The organism is Frigoribacterium sp. PhB24 (genome assembly GCF_003755185.1).
Taxonomy (GTDB): Bacteria; Actinomycetota; Actinomycetes; order Actinomycetales; family Microbacteriaceae; genus Frigoribacterium.
Window position 1 is genome coordinate 150,777 of record NZ_RKIC01000010.1, and the last position, 26,108, is coordinate 176,884.

Consider the following 26,108-nt stretch of genomic DNA (forward strand, 5'->3'; position numbering starts at 1 on the left):
CAGCCCCGGCACATCTCGCCCGCATCGTCGCGGGTGCTCGTCGTCCCACCGGTCCAGGCCTCGCGCGCCCGACCGGCCGCGGCGGGCGACCTGATCACGCCGAGGAGGCTCCGATGACCCACGACGCCCCGACGTCTCCGGCCCTCGCACCCGCCGGGCCGGCCGTCGACGCCCCGCCCCGCGTCGACCCGATCCGCGTCGCGTCCGTCCCGGCCGGCCACCCGTACGTCCGCTCGTTGCTCGACCCCCTCGACCGCACCGGTCGCGTCGTGCACCTCGCCGACCCGCTGCCCGACCCTGCCGAGCCGACGCGCTGGTGGCCCCCGGTCGTGCTCGACGCCGCCTGGCTGCGCGCGCACGTCGACGAGGTCGACCTGCTGCACGTGCACTTCGGCACGGAGTCGTACCCGACCGAGCACCTCGTGGCCGTCGTCGAGGCCCTCCACGACCTGCGCCTCCCGCTCGTCCACACGGTCCACGACCTCACGAACCCCCAGCTCGTCGACCAGGCACCCCACCTCGAGCACCTCGACGTGCTGATCCCGGCCGCCGACGAGCTGATCACCCTGACCGACGCGGCCGCCGACGAGGTCGAGACCCGGTGGGGTCGCCGCCCGACCGTCATCGCGCACCCCGCCATCGCCGACGTCGACGCCGAGCTGCCCGTCGGCACGCCGGGCGACACGGTCGTCGTCGGGGTCCACCTCCGCGACCTGCGACCGAACGTCGCCGGAGTCGAGACCGTGCGCACCCTGCTCGCCGCGGTCGACGCCCTGCGCGCCGCGGGTGCCGCCGTGGAGGCGCGGGTCGACCTGAACGAGCGGGTGCGCGACCCCGAGCAGGCGGCGCGCATCCGCGAACTCGTCCGTGCCGCCGGCCCGTCCGCGACCCTGGCCGAGCACCCCCGACTGAGCGACGCCGACCTCGAGCGCTCGCTCGCCGAGCTGGACGTCTCGGTGTTGCCCTACCGCCACGGCACGCACTCGGGGTGGGTCGAGCTGTGCTGGGACCTCGCCGTGCCGGTCGCCGCGCCGCGCGTCGGCCACGCCGCCGCGCAACACCCCGACGCCGCGTCGACGGCGTCGTTCGACCTCGACGACCCCGCGTCGCTCGCTGCGGCCCTGATCGCCCTCGTCAGCCCGCACGCGGCCGACGAGACCGCCGACGCCCACGACGACCCGGCGCGCGTTCCGGCCTCGCGGCGTGGCAGCCCGCAGCGCACAACGCTGCAGCGTCAGCGTCGGTCCCTGCGCCGACGGCAGCGCCGCGACGTGGCCGCCGCGCACCTCGCCGTGTACGAGCGGGCCCTCGCGACGGTCGCGGCGGTGACGGCGTGACCCGCGCCTCCCGGCCCCTGCGCATCGTCGTGGTGGCGCCTCTGCGGTACCCGATCCGTGAGCCGTTCGCCGGTGGCCTCGAGTCATCCGTGCACCATCAGGTGCGCACGCTGCGCGAACGCGGTCACCGCGTCTCGCTGATCGCGACCGAGGGCTCGGACCACCTCGACCAGAGCCCGCCGCAGTTCGTGCTGCCCGCCGTCGTCTTCGACGACCCGGCCGAGGCGACCGACACCACCTACCCCGCCGGCTATCTCGAGCGCGCGCTGCCGGCCCTCGAACGAGCCCTACGGTTCGTCGCCGACCACGCGGACGACTACGACCTCGTCGACAACCACAGCCTGCACGGCGTCCCGCTCGCGTGGGCCGATCGCATCGGCGTCCCGATGGTCAGCACCCTGCACACGCCGACGCTGCCCGACATGCTCGCCGCGCACCGCTCGTCGAACGGGCCGCGCAGCCGCTTCGTCGCCGTCAGCGGTCACACCGCGGCCGCCTGGGCGGCCGAGGGCGTCGAGGCCACCGTGCTGCCGAACGGCGTCGACACCGAACGTTGGGGCCTCGGCCCGGGGGGCGACGACCTCGTCTGGTCCGGCCGCATCGTCCCCGAGAAGGGATTGCACCTGGCCCTCGAGGTCGCCCGTCGGGCCGGTCGTCGCCTCGTCGTCGCCGGCCGCATCGGTGACGTCGACTACTTCGAGACCGAGGTCGCCCCGCACCTCGGCGTCACCGCCCACTACGTCGGCGAACTGCGCCAGCCCGAGCTCGCCGCGCTCGTCGGCCACAGCGGCTGCGCCCTCGTCACGCCCGTGTGGGAGGAACCCTTCGGCCTCGTGATCGCGGAGGCGCTGGTCACCGGCACGCCGGTCGTCTCGTTCGCCGTCGGGGGAGTCCCCGAGGTCGTGGCGGGTTCGGTCGGGGCGGCCCTGGTCCCCGCCGGCGACCTCGACGGCATGGCCCGCGCGGCGGACGATCTGCTCCGCCGCGTCGGGACGGACGCCGGCGCGCGCCACACGGTGCGGGAGGACGCCGTCGACCGGTTCTCGCTGCGGGCCCGGGCCGCCGTGCTCGAGCGGTCCTACGCCGAGGTCGTTGCCTCCGGCGCCCGCGCGGCGGGCGCCCCCGTGGTCTCCGCGGCCGAGGCGATCGTCGTGGGTGGCCGGCACCGCGCCTCCTCGTCCCTCGCGGGCGGTCTGTCCGCCGTGCGCCCGGCCGGTACCGGACGACGGGTGGTGAGGGCGTGAGCTCGTCGGCCGCACGTCCGCTCGTCGGCTGGTACGTACACCACCACGGTGCCGGGCACCGCACCCGCTTCTCGGCCGTCCGGCCCCACCTCGACGCCGACGTCGTCGTGTTCAGCTCGCTCGCCGCCCCCACCGACCTGCCGCCCGACACGACCTGGGTCGAACTCGAGCGCGACGACGCGCCGACCACGGGCGCCGACGGCGTGGTCCGCCACCCGGCCGACGCGTCGCCGACCGCGGGCGGCCTGTTGCACTGGGCTCCCGTCGGTCACCCCGGCCACACCGCGCGACTCGGACGGATCGCCGCGACGATCGCCGGTGCCGCCGCCGGCGGCCGCCCCGTCGACGCGATGGTCGTCGACGTGTCGGTCGAGGTGACGCTCTTCGTGCGGCTGCTCGGGGTCGAGGTCGTCGTGGTGTCGCAGCCCGGCGACCGCACGGACCAGCCCCACCGGCTCGCGTACGACGCCGCGTCGCGCGTCATCGCGCCCTGGCCCGCAGGGACCCACGACTCGTCGGCCCTCGACCGGGTCGCCGACACCGTGCGCTGGGTCGGCGGCATCTCGCGGCAGGACGGGCGACGGGCGTCGGCACCCGGCCACGTCACCGTGCCCGGCAGTGTGCTCTTCGTCGGTGGCGCGGGCGGCAGCGACCACGACGACCTCTCGGCCTCGGTCGCCCGCGCGGCCCGGGCCACGCCCGGCACCACCTGGTCGGCCCTCGGGCTCGACACGTGGGTCGACGACCCGTGGGGCGCGATGGCCGCGGCCGAGGTGGTCGTGACCTGGGCCGGACAGAACACCGTCGCCGACCTCGCGGCCCTCGGCGCGCGTGCCGTCGTCGTGCCGCAGAGCCGACCCTTCGACGAGCAGCTCACCACCGCCCGCGCCCTCGACCGCGCCGGACTCGCCGTCGTGGCGTCGTCCTGGCCCGCCGACGACGAGTGGCCCGCAGTGATCGAGCGGGCACGAGCCCTCCGACCCGACTGGTCCGCGTGGCAGGTCGAGGGCGCCGCGGCTCGCGCCGCGGCCGTCGTCGCCGAGGTGGCCGGTCGTGGCACGCACGCCGTCGGCCCCGCACGCGCCACCGTCGCCGTCCACGACGACCTGGCCGGAGCGTTCTCGTGACCGTCGTCGTCGTGACCCTCGCGTCCGCCACCCGCATGAAGCACGTCGCGAACCAGTTGCGGTTCGTCCGGCAGGTCGCGCCCGACGCCGGGCACGTGGTCGTCTGGCTCGACGAGACCCCCGCCCCCGACGTGCCCGCCCTGGCGGGCGTGACGACCCTGCACGTGCCGCCCGGGCCCGACGGGTTGCGCCTCGCCGCCGGTCGCAACCGCGGAGCCGACGCCGCCCTCGGCCACGGTGCGACCCTGCTCGTGTTCCTCGACGCGGACTGCGTCCCGGGGCCCGACCTCTTCCGGTTCTACGAGCAGGCGGCCCTCGACCACCCGGGAGCGCTGCTGAGCGGGCCCGTCACCTACCTGCCCGAGGGGTTCGTGCTGGGCGCGGGCGAGGGTCTCGTCGACGCGACCGCTCCGCACGCAGCGCGACCCGCGCCTCCTGCGGGCTCGACGCTCGCCGCCGAGGCCGCGGACTACCCGCTGTTCTGGTCGCTCTCGTTCGCCGTGACGCCCGCGACCTGGGCCCGGCTCGGCGGTTTCGACGAACGCTACGAGGGATACGGCGGCGAGGACACGGACTTCGCCTTCACCGCTCGATCGCTCGACGTGCCGCTCGTCTGGGTCGGCGGTGCCCACGCGTACCACCAGTACCACGCCACCTCGTCGCCGCCGTGGCGTCACCTGGGCGACGTCGTCCGCAACGGCGGGCTGTTCGCCGAGCGGTGGGGCGAGTGGCCGATGGGAGGCTGGCTCGACGCGTTCGAGCGGGCCGGCGCGGTGCGGCGCACGGCCGACGGTGGCTGGACGCTCGTCGAGGGCGCGGCCGTCCCGAGCTGACCTGCCCGGGTCGGTCGGAGCCGCCGGCTCAGTCGAGCGCGCCCTGGTCGGACGACTTCTTGTGGGCGATGGCATCGCGTTCGGCGGCGAGCGACGCGACGGTCGCCGGGTCGAGGGCGTCGTAGTCGACGAACGGATCGGGCTGCCCCGTCTTGTCGGCGACGACCGCCGAGTACGCCGAGACGGCGAGCCGCAGCTTGGCGGTCGCCCGCCCCGCGCGCTTGCTCGACAGCGGTTTCTCTTGCATGACCTTGCGGTGGTGGTCGAGCGCCTCGACGAGGTCGCGGTGGGCCGTCTTGAGCTTTTTCGCCATGTGACGATCATGCCCACCCCGGGCCGATCTGCCAACACGGTCACGGCAGCGGGGGACCACCCGGGGGACAAGCCGCCGCGGGGGAGGAGACGGGGCCCGGGTGCTTTCACAGCGGGTGGCCACACTGCCGTAACCTCCCGGGCGGACGATCAGGCATGATCTCGCTGACCGGTGTCATCCGCCCCACCGACGAGGTGGCCGTGTTGCACGTCGTCGAGCAGAAGCTCCGGCGGCACTTCCCGGCGTTGAGCGCCGCGTCCGAGGTGCTCGTGCTGCAGGCCTGGGGCCTGCCCGTCCGCGTGACCGAGCAGTTGGCACGGCTGAGGCTCGACGTCGTCGTGGGCGACCGGGACGAGGCGGCGACCTTCCGCGACACGGTCGGCGCCGAGCTGCGCGGCTGGTCGGGGTCCGGCTCGCTGCGGGTCGACTGGACCGAGGACGTCCTGCCCGCCGTCGCGCCCGCCACGCTCGGCGAGACCGCCTGAGCCGATCGGCCGGGGTCGCCGACGAGGTGACCGTCGGGCCTCTCCCGGCCCGCGCCTCCTATGCTTCCCCTCGACAGGGGCCGCCCGAGCCCCGCTCGCCGAGGGGGCGCTCATGACCGACGACGGACGCGCGGAGCAGACACTCGACGGCCCTGACGGTCCGGTGGGCCGAGGAGGCGCGGTGCGTGAGGGCGGGATCGCCCGCCACGGTCGCCTCCGCCGTGGGCACCCCGTGGCGTTCGCGGCGAAGGTGACGGCGGCCGCGTTGGCGGTCGTGCTCGTCAGCACGACGTCGGTCGCGGCGATCGCCACCTGGCAGGTGCTGCAGGGCGCCGCGCCCACCGTGGACCTCGCCGGACCCGACGGGTCGACGGCGTCACCTCTGCCACGGCTGACGGCCCAGAGCGGCGAGGTGAACCTGCTGCTGATCGGCACGGACACGCGCGAGGGGCTGGGGACCGGGTTCGACGACGCGGCCAACCAGCAGGCCAGCTCGGGGGCGGGCAAGAACGACTCCACCATTCTCGTGCACATCTCCGAGGACCACACGAACCTGGCGGTCGTCAGCTTCCCGCGCGACCTGATCGTGCCCATGCCCGCCTGCCCGAACGACGACGGGACGACGAGCCCGGCGACGTCGGGCGCGATGCTGAACACCGCGCTGGCTCGTGGCGGACCGCAGAACGGGCTGTCGTGCGTGGCACAGACGATCGGCCGGCTGACCGGGCTGCAGATCGACTACGCCGGGTCGATCACCTTCGAGGGGGTCGTGTCGATGGCCGACGCCATCGGCGGTGTCGAGGTGTGCCTGGCGACGCCGATCCGCGACACCGAGGTGCAGCCCGCACTCGACCTGCCCGCCGGCACGCGGACGTTGTCGGGGGCGGAGGCCGGGGCGTTCCTCCGGTCGCGCTACGGGGTGGGCGACTCGAGCGACCTCGGTCGCATCAGCAACCAGCAGACGTTCCTCTCGGCGCTCGCGCGGCAGACGGTGTCGGCGGGCACGCTGACCGACCCGACCAAGGTGCTGGCGATCGCACGGGTGGCGTTCGCGAACATGACCCTGAGCGAGAGCCTGGCCGACGCGTCGACGCTCGCGAAGCTCGGGCTGGCGGTGAACACGGTCGGACTGTCGAACATGGTGTTCGTGCAGTACCCGGCGGTGGACGACCCCGCGGACCGCAACCGTGTGCTCGTGGACGAGTCGGCCGCGGCCCTGGTGAACGACGCGCTGCAGCGGAACCTGCCGTTGACCCTCTCGGCGGGCAGTCTCGGACGGTCGGCGGTGCTCGACCCGGACGCCCAGGCGGCGGCACCCACCGGGTCGGCCGCTCCGTCGCCCGGCATGGGCGGCGAGCCGACGGGCGGGACGACCGACGCTGCTCCTGGTCAGGGAACCGCTCCCGTGCAGACGCCCGCGCCGACCGCGGCCGCCTTGCCGGACAGCGTCTCGGGCCAGTCCGCCGACCAGGTGACCTGCGCCAAGCGCGACTGACGTCGGGGCACCGGCGCCGTCGTCCCGCGAATTCCGTCCGGGGTCGACCGGGCCATAAGATGGCGGCCGACATGTGAACTCGGACATGTCACCTTCCGGGTGGCCTGCCGACGATTCAGGGAGGCGCCACGCGATGCAGACGACCAGAGGTGCTCGGGGGATCGGCGCGGCGGTGTCCTCGGCGATGATCGCCGTGACCTTCGCGGTGACCCCCGCCTCCGCCACGCCGTCGGTCGAGACACCCGTCGCCCCGGCGGCAGCGGCACCCGCACCCGCACCCGAATCCGTGGCCGCGGCCGCGACCGTCGCCCTCGACATCGAACGTCGTGCCGACGGCAGCGGCCCGTTCACGCCCACCGAGGGGCCCGGTGCCGACACCGGCGCCGCCAACGGCATCGTCCGCACGTTCGACGCCATCACGTACCGGGTCACCGTCAGTGCCAACGGCGGCTCGGTCACGAACGAGCGGTTCACCGTCACCGCGCCCGTCGGCACCACCTGGGCCGGTCTGCCGAACACCTGCGAAGCCGACGGCTCCGCGATCGTCGGCCGTGACCTCACCTGCACCGTGGGAACGGTCGACGAGGGGGAGGTCCTGGCCACCCCGGTCGTCCTGACCATCGGCTCCCTGGCCGGCGGCGACACCGTCGCGATCTCGGGCACCGTGACCGGCGACGAGGTCGCCGGTCCGGTCGGTCCCGTCGTGTCGGTGCCGACGACGGTGTCCGCCTCGCCTCGCTTCGACCTCAGCAAATCCGTCGCGAACTCGCTCGTCCACCCCGATGTCGTCGGCCCCGACGGAACGCGGGGGACGGTCATCCAGTACCCCGTGGCCGTCGCCTGGCAGCCCGTCGTCCCGGGGCAGGGTCTTCTCGGCTACGAGCGTTCGGTGGGCACCTTCACCTTCCGGGACGACGTCTCCCGCATGTTCGGTGATCTCCCGTCCCCCGCGGTCCTCTTCAGCCACGACGGACGAGCGGCCTGCGGGCCGAACGACGGACGCACGTTTCCGGTCCTCCCCGGCGGCAGCGGAGGCAGGTCCACGTCGGTCCTGCACTCCGGCCGATTCGAGTGCACCCAATCCGCCCCGGGGCAGCCCATCGACGTCACCATCACGGGCGCCGACACCGACATCACGCCGTCACATGGCATCCCCTCGCAGAGCGCCGCCGGCCAACCGATCTCCGGTGGCGTCAAGCCCTACGTCATCGCCGGGTACATCAGCGTCTGGGTTCCCGGTCTCGAGGCCGGTCAGTCCCTCATCGCGACGAACACCTACACCCCGCTCCAGACCAGAGGCATCAGCGGCGCACCCAACTTCCAGGGCTCGACCGAGCCGCTGGCCAACAACTCCGTCGACCGCAACCTGTCGTACTTCGTCCCCGGAGGGGGCTTCAAGTACCTCGGCCAGACCCGAGCCGACGGCTCCACCGCTGTCGGTTCCGCCAAATCCGGTGATCCCTACGTCACGCCCGGGACGCGCATCCGCTCGCAGGTGAACCTCGCGAACATGGGCGTCTCGGACTACGCCGGGGCGATCGCCTGCGACGTCTACGACAACCGCTTCCAGAAGCTCACGACCTTGTTCGGTCATCACGCCACGACCAACGGCTGGAACGACGGCGTCCGCATCCAGTACGCGCCGTTCTCCTTCACCGATCCCGCCGTCGGCCGTGACGCCACGTGCGACGACGCCGACGGCCCCTGGTACGACGACCCCGACGACGTCCCCGGCGGTGTCGAGGCGATCGGGAAGATCCGCGCCGTCGGGACCGTGGCCGGTGGGCGGTCCGGCAACCTCTTCAGCTACCTCGAGGTGCTGGCCGCCCCGAACGGCACCCGACTCCACGATTTCGGCACGCTCTTCGACGGAACCAGCGCGTGGATCCACGACACGACGCCTGCGGTCAACGGCGCGGGTCCCCTGGCCGACAGCATGATCGTCACCCAGTTCAAGGCCAGGGTCGAGAAGAAGATCGTCGATCCCGGCACCACCGCAGAGACCACGTCCGACAAGACCTCGTACGTCGTCGCCGGGACGACCATCGACTACGCCCTCTACCCGACCCTCACCAACGCCACGGACGGCGGCCGGCCCCAGCCCCTCACGGTGACCGACGTCCTGCCCCCGAACACCACGTACCAGCGTGGCTCGAGTTCGCTCGACCCGACGAGCGTCGACGTGACGACGGTCGACGGCCAGGTCCGCGAGACGCTCGTCTGGACCCTCGACGACGTCGTCCCCAACCGCCCGATCCCTCCCATCACCTATCGGCTCGAGGTGTCCGGCACCGCTCCGGCTGGATCGGTCGACAACACGGCCCGCGTCTTCTCGGCGGGAGACATGTCGCCCGACGAGCGTCGTACCGCACTCCGGGGTGTCCGGATCGAGTCCTCGAGCGGTGTCGGCGTCCAGAAGACCGCGAAAGAACCCACCGTCGTCATCGGTGACACCCTCGCCTGGGTCCTCGAGTACCGCAACACCGACGCCGCTCCCATCGCGGCCGTCGACCTGATCGACGTCCTCCCCTCCGTCGGGGAGGGCGGTGACCGGGTCGAGCTCGCCGCTCCGGTGGTGGTCGACCCCGCCGCCGGTGAACGCGTCAGCTACACCACCGCCGCCCCGGGCAGCGTCTCCTTGGACGGCGACGACCCGACCAACGCCCCTGGCGGCGACACCGCCTGGTTCGACGGGTCCCGTGTCGGCACGGGCGATGACGAGGTGCCGCTCGAGGACATCACCGCCGTCCGCATCCAGCGGACCACGGCGATCGACGTCGGCCAGGTCGTGACCTACGACCTCACCGCGACGGCGACGGCAGCGCGTGACGGTGACACCATCGCGAACCGCTTCGGCCTGCGCGCGACGAACCTCGCCCTTCCGGCTTTCTCGAACGAGGCCGCCATCACCGTCCGGGCCGGCGGGATCGGCGACTTCGTGTGGGACGACGCGGACGGCGACGGAGTCCAGGGGGCGACCGAGATCGGCATCCCGTCCCTCCCGGTCACCCTCACCGGAACCGATGACCGGGGCCGCCAGGTCGAAGGTCACACCACGACCGACATCGCGGGGGCGTACGCCTTCGACGGTCTTCGACCGGGGGTCTACACCGTCAGCTTCTCCTCTCTACCGGGCCGAGCCTGGACCGCACGTGACCGAGGCGACGACGACACCGTCGACTCCGACGTCGGGCCCGACGGAACCGCGTCGGTGACACTCGCGACCGTCATCGAGGGTGGCGAGCTCGTCGGGGTCGACACGGACGTCACGATCGACGCGGGCCTCGTTCCGGCCGCCGGCCCCGACGGGCGGACCGGCCCCGACGGGCGGACCGGCCCCGACATCCCGGTCGAGCCGGTGGCTCCCGTCGGTCCCGACGCCGCGGGCTCCGCGCCGTCGTCCTCGCCCCGAGGGGTGGGCGGTGTCCGCATGCTCGCGTTCACGGGAGCCGAAACGGCCGCGCTCGGCATCGGGGCGTCGTGCCTGCTCCTCGTCGGAGCACTCGTCGCCCTCGGAGCGCGCCGCCGACGGGACTCCGGCCAGGTCGACACCGAGCAGGACGACTCGTGAGAAACGCGGCGCGCTGCGGGGTGCTCCCCCGGGGGAACGAACCCGGCTGTCGCGGTTCAGACCTCGTGGGCGAAGCAGACCGACTCGGCCGACCCGACGGACGAGCCGAACAGGGGGATGCCCTCGTCGCGGCCGTCGAGGGGGGGCTCGAGCTTATCGGCCGGCGACTCGGACCGGTGGCCCCCGGAGCGTCAGGTGCAGGCGCTCGAGTTCGTGCTCGCCGCCGCGGGTGGTGGTTCTCCACGCTCGCGGTGACCACGTCGTCGCCGTCGGCGTCTACGCTCGGCGGCATGCTGTCGTTGACCCGCGTGCGGGAGTCGTTCTGGTTCCTGCCCGCCGTCTTCGGGCTCGCCGCCATCGTGCTCGCCGAGGTGCTCGTGACGGTCGATCGGGCACTGCCGACGACGGTGACCGAGGGACTGCCGCTGCTGGGAGCCCTCAGCGCCTCCGGGGGGCGGTCGCTGTTGTCGGGCATCGGGACGTCCATGCTGACCGTGGCCGGGACGTCGTTCTCGATCACGATCTCGGTGCTCGCCACGACGTCCTCGACCTACGGTCCGCGGCTGGTGCGCAACTTCATGGCCGACCGTGCCAACCAGTTCGTGCTGGCGACCTTCACCTCGACCTTCTTGTACTGCATCGTCGTGATGCGCACCGTCCACACCGAGGTCGACGACACCAGTGCGTTCGTCCCGGTGATCGCCGTGCACGTGGCGGTCCTGGCGAGCGTGTTCGACGTGGGCGTGCTGGTCTTCTTCATCCACCACATCGCCGGCTCGGTGCAGATCACCTCGTTGCAGGCGAGGGTGCTCGACGACCTGCGGGCCGTGGCCGGCGTCGTCTACCCGACGAGTCCGGCCGACGACGTCAGCCAGGAGGCGCGGGTCCGGTCGTCGGCGGAGGGCCGGCTGCCGGCGGACGCGGCCGTCGTCCGGGCCGACGCCGACGGCTACGTGCAGACCGTCGCCTGGGAGGGGCTGCGTCGCATCGCGGTGCGTGAGGACCTCGTGGTCGAGGTCGTCGCGATGCCGGGCCGGTACGTGATCGTGGGGGACCCGCTCGCCGTGACCAGCGCCTCCTCGGGGTCGGACACGGTCCGTGAGCTGCGACGGGCGGTCACCCTGGGGCCCGCCCGGACCCCTCACCAGGACGTCGAGTTCGCCTTGCAGCAGCTCGTCGAGATCGCCGTGCGCGGCCTGGCCTCGGGAAGCAACGACCCCTACACCGCGGTGAGCGCCCTCGACATGTCGGCGGGGGTGCTCGTCCCGCTCTGGCGTCGGGGCGAGCCCGTCACGGCCCTGCTCGACGACCGGGGAGCACCGGCCGTCCTCGTCTCGTGGCCGGCGGTGGACGAGCTCGTCGACTCGCTCTTCGACACCGTCCGCACCTACGCCCTCGACCAGCCGGCCGTGCTGGCTGCGGCGTTGCGCCTCATCGAGCGGCTCGACGAGGTGGCGTCGTCGGCCCGCGTCGGTCGACTGGCCGACCATGAGACCGCCGTGCGGGGCGCCCTCGCCGGCTGAACCTCCCACTGCCGACCCCGGCCCCGAGCTCGTGGGCGCCGTGCGCTCGTGTCGGCAACTCCGGGCTGGTGTCGCAGCGCCGGAACCCGGGCCCGGAAACCCAGGGCCCACGCCGGTCGGTGGACCAGGAAACAGGAGTTACCCGTGCCGCGACGCGCGGGGCGGGGCGGGGCGGGGCGGGGCAGGGCGGGGCGGCCGAGGGTGCGGATGGGATCGGCTCTGGCCGGGACGCGCTTCGCCGCGGTCCCCGTCGGCAACTCCGGACCGGTGCCGCAGCGCCGATCCACGGGCCCGGGAGCTCAGGGCCGCCGTGGAACGACGCAGCACGGGGCAGGAATTGCCGACCAGGCGTCGGGGTGGGCGGTCAGGCATCGGGGTGGCCCGAGTTGCCGGGGCGGGAGTCGTGCCGGAAGCGCGGGACGCGCGGGGGTGGGGGTTGCGATCGGGCGACCGTCAGGGCATGGGGGCGAGGCGCAACCGGCGCTCGGAGATCTGCACCTGCGAGACGGGCCCGTCGCCGCCGCGACCGGTTCGGGGCGGGCGGGGGTCGACCCGCCAGGCGCGGGTCGATCGACGACACGCCCCGCCAGGTGCTGCCCCGGCTCGGACCACGATGCCCGTCGCGCGGCACGCGAACGGATCGCGGAGCGCGGTGTCGGTGGTGTGACGTAGCGTCCTCGGTGGGAGGCGTGATGAGAGACCACCGGCAGCCGTCCGCGCGAACCGGCGCGCGCCTCCTCGGCGACCCCCGGGCCGGTCGCGAGGCCGCACGGTGACCGCCGTCATCGGTCCCGTCGGTGGCGACGAACGGCCCGACCACCTGCTGCCGCAGCAGGCCGCCGAAGCGGTCCACGCCGGGTTCCCCTCGCCGGCGCAGGGGTACTACAACGGGCCGGTCGACCTCAACCGGCACCTGATGCGTGATCCGACCGCGACGTTCCTGGTCCGGGTCAGCGGCGACAGCATGACCGGCGCCGGCATCTTCGACGGCGACGAGCTCGTGGTCGACCGGGGGCTCGACGCGCACGACGGGCACGTGGTCGTCGCGGTCGTCAACGCCGAACTCACCGTCAAGCGCCTCTCGTACCGTCAGGGCCAGATGGTGCTCAGCCCCGAGAACCCGGCCTACCCCGAGATCGTCCTGTCCGAACTCGACGAGGCGACGATCTGGGGCGTCGTGACCAGGTGCCTGCACCGTGTCTAGGTCCGGGGCGTCAGAGCGCAGCGTCGCCATCGTGGACGCCAACAACTTCTACGTCTCGTGCGAACGGGTGTTCAACCCGGCGCTCGAGGGCCGTCCGGTCGTCGTGCTGTCGAACAACGACGGCTGCGTCATCGCCCGCTCGCAAGAAGCCAAGGCCCTGAACGTCGACATGGCCGCGCCGTGGCACAGCATCGCGCCGATCGCGGCCATGCAGGGCGTGGTCGCCGTGTCCAGCAACTACGAGCTCTACGGCGACATGTCCGCGCGGTCGGCCGAGATCCTCAGCCGCTACACGAGCGACCAAGAGGTGTACTCGATCGACGAGTCGTTCATCGAGCTGACCGGCACGCTCGACGACACCATCGCCCAGGCCCGCGAGATCCGCCGCGCCCTGCGCAAGCTGATCGGGTTGCCCGTCAGCATCGGCATCGCGCCGACCAAGACCCTGGCCAAGCTCGCGAACCGCGGCTCGAAGCAGAACGCCGCGCTGGCCGGCGTCTGTCATCTGGGCAGCTATGCGCCCGAGCGGCAGACCGCCATCCTGGCGAGCGTCGACGTCGGCGACGTCTGGGGCATCGGTCGACGCACGGCGAAGAAGCTCGCGCCGCTCGGCATCCACACGGCGGCCGACCTGCGCGATGCCGATGCCGCCCGCATCCGCACGCGGTTCGGCGTCGTGCAGGCCCGGGTGGTCCACGAGCTGCGGGGGGTCGACTGCCTGCCGATCGAGCAGGTGCAGCCCGACCGTGAGCAGATCTACCACTCGCGGTCGTTCGCGGTGCCCATCACGACCGTCACCGAGCTCGAAGAGGTGCTGTCGGTCTACACGCAGCGGGCAGCGGCCCGGTTGCGGAAGCAGGGTTCGCTGACGCGCATGATGCGGTGCTTCACCGCGACCTCGCCGTTCTCCGACAGCGCCGCCCACACGAACCACTCGGTCTCGGTCGCGTTCCCCGAGCCCACCGACGACGCCGCCCTGCTCTACCGCTCGGCCATCGCCGCCCTCGGCCCCCAGCTCGAGTCCGGCAAGCGCTACGTCCGAGCCGGCGTCACCCTGATGGAGCTCAGCCCGCGCGACGAACACGCGAGCCTCGACGTCTTCGACGAGGCCGACGCGGCACCGCCCGCCTACGGAGCCGTCATCGACCGCATCGCCGGCAAGTTCGGCGACGACACCCTGGGGCTCGGCGTGGCAGGCCTGCGCCACCGCCGCGGCTGGTCGATGAAACGCGACATGGTCTCGCCCCGCGCGACCACCCACTGGGAAGAGCTCGCGACGGTCACGGCCCGGTGACGCAGTCGGGTCGCCGGGTCACGGAGTCACGGAGTCACGGGCCGAAGATCAGGGTGCCGAGCACGAAGTACGCCATGACGCCGATGAAGCCCGCCACCCCCGAACCGACCGCCCACGCAGCTCGGTCCGACCGGTCGAGCCGGCGATCGAGGAGCGCCGCCATCGCGCCGACGAGCCCGAGAAGCGGCGGGACGACCACGAGCACGCCCGCCAACCGGAGGTACCCGGCGACGTACGGGTTGGGGAACGGCACGATGACCAGGCCGAGCACGATCAGCAGGGCCGCAGTCAGGCACACGACGGTCACGACGGGCACGCGGTGGAGGCGCGGCGTGGGCTTCTCGGTGACGGCAGGTGCGTGTGGTGGTCGGGGTCGCATGGCTCGATCTTGTCGTGTCGGTGCGACCGGGCCAAGGGCGAGATGGCCGCCACGTCCGTCCGGACGCACCATGCTGGGCTGGTGACCGCCTCGACCGCCTCGACCGCCACGACCGCCTCGACCGCCACACGTCTCGTGATCTCGACTGCGGCCGTCCTGGTCGTGGTGTCGGCGGGCACGGCCGTCCTGGCCCGGCGCGTCGTCGGTGAGGGCCGCGCGCTCGTCCTGGGAGCCCTGGGGGGTCAGACGCTCGTCGAGGTGGCCGTGCTCGTCGCGGGCGTCGCCTCGGTGGTCCTGGTCGTCGGCGTGGCCTGGCGTCTCACCCGACGATCGGGCTTCTGGCCGCAGATCGTCGTGCGGTCCACCGCGTCGCTTCTCGCGGTGGCGATCGGCCTCGGGCTCTGCGCGTTCGCCTGGCTCGCCGCCCTGGGCTCCGTGCGGTACGTCGACGTGGGGTCCGTGGACGGGCGGACGGTCACGGTGGCCGAGTACCGGTCCTTGGCGGGGTTGGGCGCGACGCTCGGTCACCGCGACGGATGGTTCTACACGCCCGATCCGGCGTCGCCGGGCCCCGCGATCGGCCACGACGACGGCGCCGGCGATCCGCGGGCCGAGTTCGGGCACTACCGGCTCGAGGTCACGTCGGACCTGGTGACGGTCCGGTTCGGTGACGACGGGCAGAACGTCCTGACCGCACCTCGGCCCTGACGGACGTCCTCCAAGATGGCCCCACGACTCAGGCTCGCCCCCGCATCGTCCAACCGACCGTCGTCTCCGTAGGTGGCCCAAAGGTGCACTTCATGGACATGTTCTGGTGGAACGTCGTCGGGATAGAAGCCCCGGTGGTCGTCATCGGTGCCATCACTGCGACCATTCTCGGGCTCCGCTCACGCAACAGGCGACACACGAACGAATACGACGCGTAGCCCGAAGAGCCTCATCGTTCTTCCCCTCGATTGCCGGCGGTTCGGCACTCGAGGGGAAGGCAGGGGGAGGCTCCGACTCCAGGTCCGAGCTCTTCGCGCTGGACCTAGAACGCCCGGCGCGCCTCCTCGGTCGTCAGCCCGCGGACGCCCGGCGTCGACACGGCCGCGAGCGTGGCCACGACGATGATCGCGGCGCAGACGAGCAGCGTGGGCCGCGTCCCGAACTGGTGCGCCGCCGGGCCGGCGAAGATCTCGCCGAGCGGAACGGCGACGAACGAGCCGACCATGTCGTACGAGTAGACGCGAGCCAAGGAGGCGCGGGGCACGGTGCCCTGCAGCGACTGGTCCCACGAGATGGCGAAGATCTCGAGGGCGACTCCGCCCAGCAGGAACGCCACCACCAGGGCGGGCACCACCGGGGCCAGTCCGAGCGTCGCCACCGGCACCGCCGTCACGGCCATCAGCCCCACGCCCACGGCGAGACCGTGCCGGGGTCGCCACCGCATCGCGACGACCGCGCCGATGCCGAGGCCCACGGTCTGGGCCGCGACGATCAGCCCCCAGGCCGCCCGACCGAACGTGCCGTCGGCCACGACGGGGCCCAGCACCGTGGTCGCGCCCACGAACGCGGCGTTCAGCACCGCGAACTGGGCGACGACGATCCACACCCACGAGCGTCGGGTGAACTCGCTCCACCCTTTGCGCAGGTCGGCGATCACAGACGAGCCGGAGTCGGCAGCACCCGACGAGGCAGGATGCGTGCGCGGCGGCAACCGGAGGCGCGAGTACAGGACGCCCGCGAGTGCGAAGCCCGCCGCGTCGACGGCGAGGCCCCATCCCGGCCCGACGACGGCCACGACGCCCGCCCCGGCGGAGGCGCCGACGACGCTGCCGCCGTTCAGGCCCAGGCGCAGCAGGGCGTTGGCGGGCCGCAGCAGGGCCGTGGGCACCGTCTCGGGCACGAGGGCCGCCGCAGCGGGCAGGCTCACCGCGGCCACCGCGCCGTTCAGCACGCTCAGCACGACGAGCAGCGGGATCGTCGCCGACCCCGTGATCACGAGCGCGGCGACGACCGCCTGCGTCCCGGCCGCGGCCCACGAGGTCCCGATGAGCACGACGTCGCGCCGCAGCCGGTCGGCGATCACGCCCCCGACGAGCAGCACCGCGACGTTGGCGATCGACCGGGCCGCGACGACCAGCCCGAGGTCCGCCGCCGACCCGGTCAGGTCGAGCACGGCGAACGCGAGCGCGATCGGGGCAACGGCGTTGCCGAGGACGCCCGTCGTCCGAGCCGCGAGCAGCCAGCGGAACGTGCCGTGCGCGAGGGGGCCGCGGTGGTCGCTCGTGGGCCGGGGGGCCGAGGAGGCGCCTCCTGCGTCCTCGGTCACGGTCGCCTCAGCGGGAACAGCGCCGCCGTCATCGACACGGGGTTCGTGCCCGGCGTCCGCGGGCGCTGGGCGGCGGCGTGCAGGAGGGCGGAGGCGTCCCCCACGTGGCGGACGACGCGCTGCCAGGTCTCGGCGTCGACCCAGAGCTCGGCGTCGGTCGAGACCTGGGGGCCCGCCACCCGCCGGGGGGAGCGCCGGCGCAGTTCGTCAACCAGGGCCTCGACGTACCGGGCGCGCTCCTCGTCGTCGTCGTCGCCGGGCGCGGGCACGACCGGGAACGGCCGGGCCGACGACAGGTGTCGGTAGCGCTTGGCCTCGCCACCCCGGATCGTGACCACCTCGACGACCTCGACGAGTCCCACCCGCTCGAGCACGCGGAGGTGGTAGCTCGCGGTCGCCTGGGACAGTCCGAGCTCGCGACCCGCCTCGGCGGCGCTCATCGCGACGCCGGTCAGGAGCGACAGGAGGCGCAGGCGGATCGGGTGGGCCGTGGCGCGGAGTTCGTCGAGTGCGGGCATGAGGTCATCGTGTGGCCGCTCGACCCTCACCGTCAAACGGCTCTTTGGGGGTCGCGGCCACGCGGGACGTGAATGATCGTATTTTGTCGGTAATGATTGCTTGGTTGCACTTTCGCGCATGTTCAGTCAAGATCGTGCGCATGACACGAATCGCGTTCATGGGTGCCGGCAGCGTCGTCTTCACCCGCCAGCTGATCGCCGACCTGCTCGGCTTCGACGACCTCGGCCCGATCGAGGTGGCCCTGCACGACATCGATCGCCAGCGCCTCGACGTGGCGGAGGGCACGGCCCACCAGCTCGCCGAGCGCTTCGGCCGCCCGGTCACGGTGTCGGCCCACCTCGAACGCCGCGAGGCCCTGGCCGGGGCGGACTTCGTCATCGACATGGTGCAGATCGGTGGGGTCGAGGCGACGCGACGCGACCTCGAGATCCCGGCCCGACACGGCCTGCTGCAGACCATCGGCGACACCACCGGCGTGGGCGGGGTGTTCCGCGCGCTCCGCACGTTCCCGTTCCTCTCGGCCCTCACCGCCGACATGCGCGAGGTCTGCCCCGACGCCGTCCTGCTGAACTACACGAACCCGATGGCCATGAACATCTGGTGGGCCTCCGTCGTCGCTCCGGACATCACGGCCCTCGGCCTGTGCCACAGCGTGTACTGGACGGCTCACGACCTCGCCGAGCTGGTCGGCGTCCCGGTCGAGCAGACGGTCCACCGCGCCGCCGGCGTGAACCACCAGAGCTGGTTGCTCGAGTGGACCCACGACGGGCGCGACCTCTACCCCCTGCTCGAGCAGAAGATCGCCGCCGACCCCGAGCTGCGGCGCCGCGTGCGCGTCGAGATGTTCCGCCGCGTCGGCTTCTACCCGACCGAGACCAGCGAGCACTCGTCCGAGTACCTCTCGTGGTTCCTCCGGTCGCCCGAGCAGGTCGAGCGCTTCCGCCTGCAGCCGCTCGAGTACCTCGGCATCAGCGACGAGAACGTCTCCGAATACCACCGCGCCCAGGAGGCACTGCGCACCGACAGCCCGCTGCCCCTCGAGGAGGGCGCCACCGAGTACGCCCCGCAGGTCATCCACTCGCTCGTCACGGGCACCCCGCGCGAGATCCACGCGAACGTCCCGAACGTCGGCCTGATCGACAACCTGCCGCAGGGCGCCGTCGTCGAGGTGCCGACGCTCGTGGGTGAGGGCGGCATCCGGCCGGTGGCGATGGGCGCCCTGCCGGTCCAGTGCGCCGCGGTGAACCGTCCCTACGTCTCCGTGGCCGAGCTGACCGTCGAGGCGATGCGCACCGGTGACCCGCGCCTCCTGCGCCAGGCGGTGCTGGTCGACCCGAACGCCGGCTCGACCCTGACCCCCGAGCAGATCTGGCGGCTCTGCGACGAGCTCGTCGAGGCGCACGGCGACCTGCTGCCCGAACCCCTGCGCGAACTCCTGCCCGCGAGCGCGCTGTGACGGCCGTCGCCACGGCCGAGCTGATCGCGGCGGCCGTCGACCGTCGGACCGCGGTCCCGAGCTTCAACGTGATCGGGCTCGAGCATGCCGAGGGCATCGTCCTGGGTGCCGAGCGCGCCGGCGTCGACGTACTGCTGCAGCTCAGCGAGAACGCCGTGCGCTATCACGGCGGGCTCCGGCCCCTGGTCGCGGCCTGCCGCGAGCTCGCGGCGGCGGCCGCGGTCGGCGTCTCCATCCACCTCGACCACGTCGAGGACTCCGACCTGATCGACGAGACCATCGCGCTCGGCCCCGGCGCCGGCATCGGCTCGGTCATGGTCGACGCGTCGACCCTGCCCTACGACGAGAACGTCGCCGTGACCGCGGACGCGGCGCGACGGGCCCGGGCGGCAGGGCTCTGGGTCGAGGCCGAACTCGGCGCGATCGGCGGCAAGGACGGCGCACACGCCCCCGGGGTGCGCACCGACCCGGCCGAGGCCGCGTCGTTCGTCGCGGCCACGGGCGTCGACGGCCTGGCGGTCGCGGTCGGATCGTCGCACGCGATGGCCGACCGGTCGGCCTCGATCGACCTCGACCTCGTGCGTCGACTGGCGGCCGCCGTGCCGATGCCGCTCGTCCTGCACGGGTCGTCGGGGGTGCCCGACGACCTGATCCGCGCGGCGGTCGACGCCGGCATCCGCAAGATCAACGTCGGCACCGCCCTGAACATCGCGTGGACGACGGCCGTGCGCACCGCCCTCGCGGGCGACGCCGCCCTCACCGATCCCCGCCGCTACGGCCGGCCCGGGCGCGAGGCGCTGGCCGCCTCCGTCGCCTCCTTCTGCTCCGTCATCTCACCGACCACCGCCTCCGTCACCGCCTCCGTCGGCCGGTAGGACACCTCGAAAGGAACACCATGAGCCTCACCACCACCGAGATCCTGAGCCAGCCCGACACCTGGGCCCGGGCCGTCGCCGAGGCGCCCGCGGCCAGCACCTTCTTCGGGTTGCCCGGCGAGCGCGTGCTCTTCCTCGGCTGCGGCACGTCCGCGTTCGTCGCCGAGTCGTTGGCCCATCTGCGCGAACGCGCGGGCCTCGGCGAGACCGACGCCGCCTACGCCAGCGAATGGCGTCCCGGCCGCCGGTACGACCGCATCGTCGCGATCACCCGGTCGGGAACGACCACCGAGATCCTCGACAGCCTCGCCGCGGCCGACCCCGACACCGTCAAGGTCGCCATCGTGGCGGTCTCCGGAAAGCCCGTCGACGCCCTCGTCTCGGACACCCTCGTGCTCGACTACGCCGACGAACGGAGCGTCGTGCAGACCCGGTTCCCGACGACGGTGCTGGCCGCGGCCCGCTCCGTCTACGGCTACGACGTGAGCGGCCTCGTCGAGCAGGCACGCGCCTCCCTGTCCGTGCCCTTCGCCCTGGACCTGACGCGCTTCGACCACTTCGTCTACCTCGGCAGCGGCTGGACCCACGGCCTCGCGCAGGAGGCGGCCCTCAAGGTGCGGGAGGCCGCCCAGGCCTGGTCGGAGTCGTACCCCCTGCTCGACTACCGTCACGGGCCCATCGCGGTCGCGGGCGAGAGGTCGCTGGTCTGGATCATGGGCCCGGTCGAGCCGCAGCTGGTCGCCGACATCGAGGCCGTCGGCGCGACCGTCGTCGTCGGCGGCGACGACCCCCTCGTCCAGCTCGCCCAGGCCCAGCGGCTCGCCGTCGCACTCGCCGAGGGCCGGGGGCTGAACCCCGACACCCCCCGGCACCTGACCCGCTCGGTCATCCTCGGCTGACGACGCGCCCTCCCTCCACCCCCACCCGAACGGAGCACGACGATGTCCTTCTTCTCGCACACGACGACCGGCCGCAGCACGGCCGAGGGTCGCAGGAACCGACCCCGCGGCGCGACCGCCGGCCGACTCCGACGGGGGCTGGCGCTCGGCGCGGCCGTCGCCACGGCGGCCGGCGTCCTCGCCGGCTGCGCGCCGTCGGGGTCGTCGACCCTCGACGAGTCGGCCGACGTCGAGATCACCATGTGGACGGGACAGGACGACGCGGCCGGCCAACTGCTCGACGACCTGGCGCAGGAGTTCATGGACGAGCACCCGAACGTCACGCTCAAGCTGTCGCCCGGGGCCTCCTCGACCGAGGAGCTGCTGCAGAAGCTGTCGGCCTCGTTCGCCGGGGGCACCTACCCGGACATCTCGTACGCCTTCGGCTCGTGGGCGAGCCAGCTCGAGAAGTCGAAGCGCACCCTCGACATCACCGACCAGGTCGCCGAGCCCGACGTGAAGTGGGATGAGTTCCCCCAGGCCGCCCGCAGCACGGTCCAGCCGACCGGCGACCGCACCATCGGGTTCCCCGCCGTCGTCGACAACATCAGCCTGCTGTTCAACAAGACGGTGTTCGACGAGGCGGGCGTCGCGTACCCGACCGCCGACTGGACCTGGGACGACTTCCGCGCGGCGGCGAAGCAGCTGACCGACCCCGCCTCGAACACCTACGGCTACGGCTACTCGGTGTCGGGCAGCGAGGAGACCACCTGGCAGCTGTGGCCGCACCTCTGGCAGAACGGGGGCGAGATCCTCAGCGAGGACGGCACCGAGGCCGCGTTCGACAGCGACGCCGGGGTCGAGGCGCTGACCCTGCTGCGTGACATGGCCGTCGACGACGAGAGCGTGTACCTCGACCAGACCGACACCAAGTTCGGCCCGTTGTTCGCGAGCGACCGCATCGGCATGATCACGTCGGGCCCCTGGCAGCTGAACGACCTGAAGATCGCCGGCACCGAGTACGGGGTCGTCGAGCTTCCGGGCACCGACGGCGACCACCAGACGGTCTCCGGGCCCGACGTCTGGGCGCTGTTCGACCACCAGGACGCGAACCGTGCGTACTGGTCGTACGAGTTCGCCGAGTGGCTGACCTCGGCCGAGCAGGACCTCCGGTTCAACGTCGAGTACGGCAACCTGCCGCTGCGCTCGAGCGAGTCCGACAGCCCCGAGTTCCGGGCGAAGGCCGCCGACCTGCCCGGGCTCGACGTGATGCAGGCCAACGCCGAGAACGCGAAGCACGCCCGACCCACCGTTCCCGGTTACGTCGACGTGTCGGCCGCCGTCGGCCAGGCGGTGTCGTCGGTGCTGCAGGGCCAGGGCGAGCCGGCCGAGGCGCTCCGCAAGGCCGCGGACGAGGCCGACGAGTCCCTGGGCGACCGGTGACCGCGACGTCGGTGCCGACGCGGCCGTCGGCGGCCGAGCCCCCGGGAGGCGCGGCTCGGCCCCCGGCGCCGGCTCGGCCCCGCCGTCGGCTCGGCTCCCGCCTCGGCGGCTGGGGGTTCGTCGCGCCGGCCCTGGTGATCGTGCTGGGCCTGTCGATCTTCCCCGCGGTCTGGGCACTGCTGCTGTCCCTGCAGGAGTGGGACGGGTTCAGCGCGCCCGAGTTCGTGGGGGGCGACAACTACGCCGAGCTGGTCGGCGACGCCGACCTCGGCGCGGCCGTGCTGCACACGGTGCTCTACACCGCGCTGTTCGTGCCGGCGGTCGTGCTGGTCGGCCTCTTCCTGGCGGTGTCCCTCAATCGGCGCATCCGGTTCGTCGGGCTCTACCGCACGGCGATCTTCGTGCCGTTCGTCGCGTCGGCCGCCGCGACGGGCATCCTCACCACGTACCTCTTCAACCCGCAGTTCGGTCTGATGAACAACGTGCTGCGGGTGCTGCACCTGCCCCAGCAGGGGTGGCTCGAGGACCCGAACCAGTCGATGGTCGTCATCGCGATCATGTCGCTGTGGGGGCAGGCGGCCTTCACGACGGTGATCTACCTCGCGGCCCTGCAGGACGTGCCCGGTGACGTCGTCGAGGCGGCGCGCATCGACGGCGCGGGGCCGACGCAGATCTTCTGGAACGTGGTGTGGCCGCAACTGCGGCCGGTCACGACCTTCGTCGCCATCTACATGACCCTCCAGGCCGTGCAGCTCTTCGACCTCGTCTACACGACGACCCGAGGGGGGCCGCTGAACGCGACCGAGACGATCGTGTACTACCTCTGGCAGACGGCCTTCCGCGAACTCGACTTCGGCTACGGCTCGGCCATCGCCTACGGGCTGTTCTTCGTCACCCTGATCGCCACCGTCATCGTCACCGTGCAGCAGCGCCGCGCTGCCGCGAGAGAAAAGGAGACCCGATGAGCGTCGACTCCCCGGTGCTGCCGCGCCGCCCACTCGACACGGCCGAGACCGTGGTCTCGCCGCCCCGACCCCCGCGCGGCCGGCGACGGCGCCTCCCCTTCAGCGCGTGGCACCTGCTGCTGCTCCCCGTCGCGGTGGTCTTCCTGGTGCCGTTCGTCGAGATGTTCCTCACCTCGTTCACGCCCGCGGGCGAGATCAACAAGTTCCCCCCGGCGTTCTTCCCGTCGTCGTTCACGACGGCCGGCTACGAGAAGCTCTTCGCCGAGTCCGACATCCTGCGGTGGCTCGCGAACACGGTGGTCGTCTCGGTGGTCGCGATCGTGTCCCACCTCGTGCTCTGCTCGTTGGCCGGCTACGGCTTCGCTCGCCTGCGCTTCCCGGGGCGCGACATCGGCTTCCTCGCGGTGCTCGCGACGATCATGATCCCCACCCAGCTGCTGATGATCCCGACCTACGTGCTGTTCGCCCGGGTGGGGCTGATCGACACCCTGGGGGCGGCGATCGTGCCGTGGCTGGCCTCGGCCTTCGGCATCTTCCTGATGAGACAGTTCTTCCTCTCGCTGCCGGTCGAGCTCGAAGAGGCCGGCATGATCGACGGCTGCACGCGGGTGCAGGTCTTCTTCCGCATCGTCCTGCCCCTCGCCCGGCCCGCACTGGCGACCCTGGCGATCTTCACCCTCCTCGGCTCGTGGAACGACCTCGTCTGGCCCCTCATCGCGATCAACGACTCCGAGGCGTTCACCCTGCAACTCGGCCTGACGAACTTCCAGGGCAACCGGCGCACCGACTGGAGCCTGCTGATGGCCGGCAACGTGGTGGCGACCCTGCCGCTGATCGTGTTCTTCCTGGTCGCGCAGAAGCAGTTCGTGGCGACCATGACGTTCTCCGGGTTGAAGGGATGAGCGCCGGGCCCACCCGGGTGCTCGTGGTCGGCGACGCGAACCTCGACCTGGTCCTGACGGGCGACGTCGTCCCGCGGTTCGGACAAGAGGAGCAACTGCTCGAGTCGAGCCGCCTGGTGCTCGGCAGCTCGGCCGGCATCGTGGCCCACGGTCTCGCGCGGCTGGGGGTCGAGACGACCCTGGTCGCCTGCGTCGGCGACGACGACTTCGGCCGGGTCACGACGGAGCGGCTGCGCGAGGGCCACGTCGACACCTCGGGCGTGCGGATCGTCGAGGGCGCGGCGACCGGACTGTCGGTGATCCTCTCCGCGCCGCACGACCGCTCGATCCTCACCGACACCGGGGCCATGACGTCGGTGCGCGGCGCCGACGTCCGAGCGGCCCTGGCGGCCGCCCGGGCCGACGGGCGGCCGTTCGGCCACCTGCACGTCGCGTCGTGGTTCCTGCTGCCCGGCCTCGCGGCCGAGCTGCCCGCCCTGTTCGCCGAGTCGCGAGCCGACGGGCTGACGATCAGCCTCGACACGAACTGGGACCCCGCGGGTCGGTGGCAGGGACTCCGCGAGGCCCTGCCGCACGTCGACCTGTTCCTGCCGAACCGCGAGGAGCTGCGTGCCGTCGGCGCCGTGCTCGGCGCACCCACCGGTGACGGTCACGGCGGCGGCCACGACGCCGGCCACGGCGACGGCCCCGCCGACGCGGACGACGTGGCCGCGGCGGCCACGATCGCCGCCCTCGGCCCCGCCGTCGTCGTCAAGGCGGGCCGGGACGGGGGCTGGTCCCTCCGGCACGGCGGGCGACCCGTCTCGCACCCGGGACTCGTGCTCGACGTGGTCGACACCACGGGTGCCGGCGACAGCTTCGACGCCGGCTACCTCGCGGCCTGGACGGCCGGCGCCGACGACGAGGTCGAACGGCTCCGCTGGGCCACGACGGCGGGTTCGCTCTCGACCCGCGCCGCGGGCGGCACCGGCTCGCAGGCCGCCCCCGACGACCTCGAGCGGGTGCCGGCGTGATCGTCGTCGCCGCCTTCAGTCCCTCGCTCGACACCGCCTACGTCGTCGACGACCTCGTGCTCGGACACCCGCACCGACCGTCACTCGTCCGTCGCGTCGCCGGCGGCAAGGCACTCAACATGGCCCGGGCCGCGTCCTCCCTGGGGGCGGAGGTCACGGCCGTGCCCGTACTCGGCGGCCGCATCGGCGACCTGGTGGCCGAGCTGCTCCGAGCGGACGGCGTCGACGCCGTCCCGGTGCCCGACGACGTCGCGACCCGCGTCTGCGTGTCGATCGGCTCGGACTCCACCGGCGACCTGACCGAGGTCTACGAACACGCCGTGCCGGTGTCCGACGTCGTCGTCGACGCCGTCCTCGACTCCCTGCGGGCCGCCCTCGTGCCCGGCGCGTGGCTCTCCGTGTCGGGCAGCATGCCTCCCGACGCGGGCGACGACCTCGTGACCCGCCTCGCCGACCTGGCCCGCGCCTCCTCGTCCCGGTTCGCGCTCGACACCCACGGCGAACCGCTGAGGCGCCTGCTCGCGGCGGGCACCGCGATCGACCTGCTGAAGATCAACCGCGAGGAGGCGCGGGTCGCCCTCGGCGCACCGGCCGACGCCGCGCTCGGATCGCTGGTCGACGCGCTGAGGGTGCGCACGCGTGGCGCCGTCGTGGTCACCGACGGGGCCGCGGGCTCGCTCGCCGCCGACGACACGGGCCGGTGGAGCGTCGCCCTGCCGACCACCGCGGGCCACCATCCCGTGGGGAGCGGCGACTCGTTCCTCGGCGCGCTCGTCGCGGGGCTCGACGACGGCCGGCCCCTCGAGCAGGCGCTCGCCGCGGCCACGGGCGCGGGGGCCGCGAACGCCGAGGTGCCGGGGGCGGCCGTGTTCGACGCCCACCGGGCTCGGGAGATCGCCGACCTCGTACGGGTCGAAGCCGTCTGACGGTCGCCGGCA

General features: G+C 73.0%; 23 protein-coding genes. 19 read left to right on the plus strand and 4 right to left on the minus strand.

What is annotated here, in order from left to right; translation table 11 throughout:
* Positions 1 to 113 precede the first annotated feature (113 nt).
* The 4 genes from EDF50_RS05495 to EDF50_RS05510 are packed head-to-tail and all read left to right on the plus strand — an operon-like array spanning position 114 to position 4,541.
* Positions 114 to 1,337 carry a glycosyltransferase family 4 protein gene (locus EDF50_RS05495; RefSeq protein ID WP_158612641.1) on the plus strand — a complete coding sequence of 408 codons (1,224 nt, stop codon included), beginning with the start codon at positions 114 to 116 and terminating at the stop codon, positions 1,335 to 1,337.
* Positions 1,334 to 2,581, plus strand: coding sequence for a glycosyltransferase (locus tag EDF50_RS05500; protein ID WP_123518579.1), 1,248 nt, complete (start codon positions 1,334 to 1,336; stop codon positions 2,579 to 2,581). Before EDF50_RS05495 ends, EDF50_RS05500 begins: the two co-directional genes overlap by 4 nt.
* Positions 2,578 to 3,708 carry a glycosyltransferase gene (locus EDF50_RS05505; RefSeq protein ID WP_123518580.1) on the plus strand — a complete coding sequence of 377 codons (1,131 nt, stop codon included), beginning with the start codon at positions 2,578 to 2,580 and terminating at the stop codon, positions 3,706 to 3,708. The genes EDF50_RS05500 and EDF50_RS05505 overlap by 4 nt, the downstream gene beginning before the upstream one ends.
* The gene (locus tag EDF50_RS05510; protein WP_123518581.1) at positions 3,705 to 4,541 is read left to right on the plus strand and encodes a glycosyltransferase family 2 protein; all 837 of its coding nucleotides are present in this window, start codon (positions 3,705 to 3,707) and stop codon (positions 4,539 to 4,541) included. Before EDF50_RS05505 ends, EDF50_RS05510 begins: the two co-directional genes overlap by 4 nt.
* Before the next feature lie 28 nt (positions 4,542 to 4,569).
* On the opposite strand, the gene EDF50_RS05515 is transcribed toward EDF50_RS05510, so the two are convergent.
* On the minus strand, positions 4,570 to 4,854 hold the full coding sequence (locus EDF50_RS05515; RefSeq protein WP_123518582.1) for a hypothetical protein: 285 nt from the start codon (positions 4,852 to 4,854) through the stop codon (positions 4,570 to 4,572).
* Positions 4,855 to 5,009: 155 nt separating this feature from the next.
* Here EDF50_RS05515 and EDF50_RS05520 point away from each other — a divergent pair, with 155 nt between their 5' ends.
* From EDF50_RS05520 to EDF50_RS05545, 6 genes are all read left to right on the plus strand, one after another.
* Entirely contained in the window at positions 5,010 to 5,339 is a 330-nt protein-coding gene (locus tag EDF50_RS05520) for a hypothetical protein (RefSeq protein ID WP_123518583.1), read from the plus strand.
* A 112-nt stretch (positions 5,340 to 5,451) separates the two neighbouring features.
* Positions 5,452 to 6,834 carry an LCP family protein gene (locus EDF50_RS05525; protein WP_123518584.1) on the plus strand — a complete coding sequence of 461 codons (1,383 nt, stop codon included), beginning with the start codon at positions 5,452 to 5,454 and terminating at the stop codon, positions 6,832 to 6,834.
* Positions 6,835 to 6,967: 133 nt separating this feature from the next.
* Positions 6,968 to 10,405, plus strand: a complete 3,438-nt coding sequence (locus tag EDF50_RS05530; RefSeq protein WP_148076763.1) for an SdrD B-like domain-containing protein — start codon at positions 6,968 to 6,970, stop codon at positions 10,403 to 10,405.
* Positions 10,406 to 10,695: 290 nt separating this feature from the next.
* Positions 10,696 to 11,928, plus strand: coding sequence for a DUF2254 domain-containing protein (locus tag EDF50_RS05535; protein WP_123518586.1), 1,233 nt, complete (start codon positions 10,696 to 10,698; stop codon positions 11,926 to 11,928).
* A 772-nt stretch (positions 11,929 to 12,700) separates the two neighbouring features.
* A complete protein-coding gene (locus EDF50_RS05540; protein WP_148076764.1) occupies positions 12,701 to 13,132 on the plus strand; it encodes a LexA family transcriptional regulator in 432 nt (143 codons plus the stop codon).
* A 31-nt stretch (positions 13,133 to 13,163) separates the two neighbouring features.
* Positions 13,164 to 14,426, plus strand: coding sequence for a Y-family DNA polymerase (locus EDF50_RS05545; RefSeq protein ID WP_158612642.1), 1,263 nt, complete (start codon positions 13,164 to 13,166; stop codon positions 14,424 to 14,426).
* A gap of 34 nt (positions 14,427 to 14,460) precedes the next feature.
* Here the strand turns inward: EDF50_RS05545 and EDF50_RS05550 are convergent, their stop codons facing one another.
* Positions 14,461 to 14,805, minus strand: a complete 345-nt coding sequence (locus EDF50_RS05550) for a hypothetical protein (RefSeq protein ID WP_148076765.1) — start codon at positions 14,803 to 14,805, stop codon at positions 14,461 to 14,463.
* A gap of 81 nt (positions 14,806 to 14,886) precedes the next feature.
* On the opposite strand from EDF50_RS05550, the gene EDF50_RS05555 reads away from it, so the two are divergent.
* The gene (locus EDF50_RS05555) at positions 14,887 to 15,513 is read left to right on the plus strand and encodes a hypothetical protein (protein WP_123518589.1); all 627 of its coding nucleotides are present in this window, start codon (positions 14,887 to 14,889) and stop codon (positions 15,511 to 15,513) included.
* A gap of 322 nt (positions 15,514 to 15,835) precedes the next feature.
* Here the strand turns inward: EDF50_RS05555 and EDF50_RS05560 are convergent, their stop codons facing one another.
* A complete protein-coding gene (locus tag EDF50_RS05560; protein WP_123518590.1) occupies positions 15,836 to 17,119 on the minus strand; it encodes an MFS transporter in 1,284 nt (427 codons plus the stop codon).
* Positions 17,116 to 17,637, minus strand: coding sequence for a helix-turn-helix domain-containing protein (locus EDF50_RS05565; protein WP_123518591.1), 522 nt, complete (start codon positions 17,635 to 17,637; stop codon positions 17,116 to 17,118). The genes EDF50_RS05560 and EDF50_RS05565 overlap by 4 nt, the downstream gene beginning before the upstream one ends.
* A gap of 140 nt (positions 17,638 to 17,777) precedes the next feature.
* Here EDF50_RS05565 and melA point away from each other — a divergent pair, with 140 nt between their 5' ends.
* The 8 genes from melA to EDF50_RS05605 are packed head-to-tail and all read left to right on the plus strand — an operon-like array spanning position 17,778 to position 26,096.
* Positions 17,778 to 19,094: an alpha-galactosidase gene (gene melA / locus EDF50_RS05570; RefSeq protein ID WP_123518592.1), complete on the plus strand. Its 1,317-nt coding sequence runs from the start codon at positions 17,778 to 17,780 to the stop codon at positions 19,092 to 19,094.
* Positions 19,091 to 19,969, plus strand: a complete 879-nt coding sequence (locus tag EDF50_RS05575; protein WP_123518593.1) for a class II fructose-bisphosphate aldolase — start codon at positions 19,091 to 19,093, stop codon at positions 19,967 to 19,969. Before melA ends, EDF50_RS05575 begins: the two co-directional genes overlap by 4 nt.
* A gap of 20 nt (positions 19,970 to 19,989) precedes the next feature.
* On the plus strand, positions 19,990 to 20,868 hold the full coding sequence (locus EDF50_RS05580; protein ID WP_123518594.1) for an SIS domain-containing protein: 879 nt from the start codon (positions 19,990 to 19,992) through the stop codon (positions 20,866 to 20,868).
* A gap of 42 nt (positions 20,869 to 20,910) precedes the next feature.
* Positions 20,911 to 22,290: an ABC transporter substrate-binding protein gene (locus EDF50_RS05585; protein WP_123518595.1), complete on the plus strand. Its 1,380-nt coding sequence runs from the start codon at positions 20,911 to 20,913 to the stop codon at positions 22,288 to 22,290.
* Entirely contained in the window at positions 22,287 to 23,255 is a 969-nt protein-coding gene (locus tag EDF50_RS05590) for a carbohydrate ABC transporter permease (protein WP_233570364.1), read from the plus strand. Before EDF50_RS05585 ends, EDF50_RS05590 begins: the two co-directional genes overlap by 4 nt.
* Positions 23,252 to 24,157, plus strand: coding sequence for a carbohydrate ABC transporter permease (locus EDF50_RS05595; RefSeq protein ID WP_123518596.1), 906 nt, complete (start codon positions 23,252 to 23,254; stop codon positions 24,155 to 24,157). Before EDF50_RS05590 ends, EDF50_RS05595 begins: the two co-directional genes overlap by 4 nt.
* The gene (locus tag EDF50_RS05600; protein ID WP_123518597.1) at positions 24,154 to 25,170 is read left to right on the plus strand and encodes a carbohydrate kinase family protein; all 1,017 of its coding nucleotides are present in this window, start codon (positions 24,154 to 24,156) and stop codon (positions 25,168 to 25,170) included. Before EDF50_RS05595 ends, EDF50_RS05600 begins: the two co-directional genes overlap by 4 nt.
* On the plus strand, positions 25,167 to 26,096 hold the full coding sequence (locus tag EDF50_RS05605; RefSeq protein ID WP_158612643.1) for a 1-phosphofructokinase family hexose kinase: 930 nt from the start codon (positions 25,167 to 25,169) through the stop codon (positions 26,094 to 26,096). Before EDF50_RS05600 ends, EDF50_RS05605 begins: the two co-directional genes overlap by 4 nt.
* Positions 26,097 to 26,108: the final 12 nt, after the last annotated feature.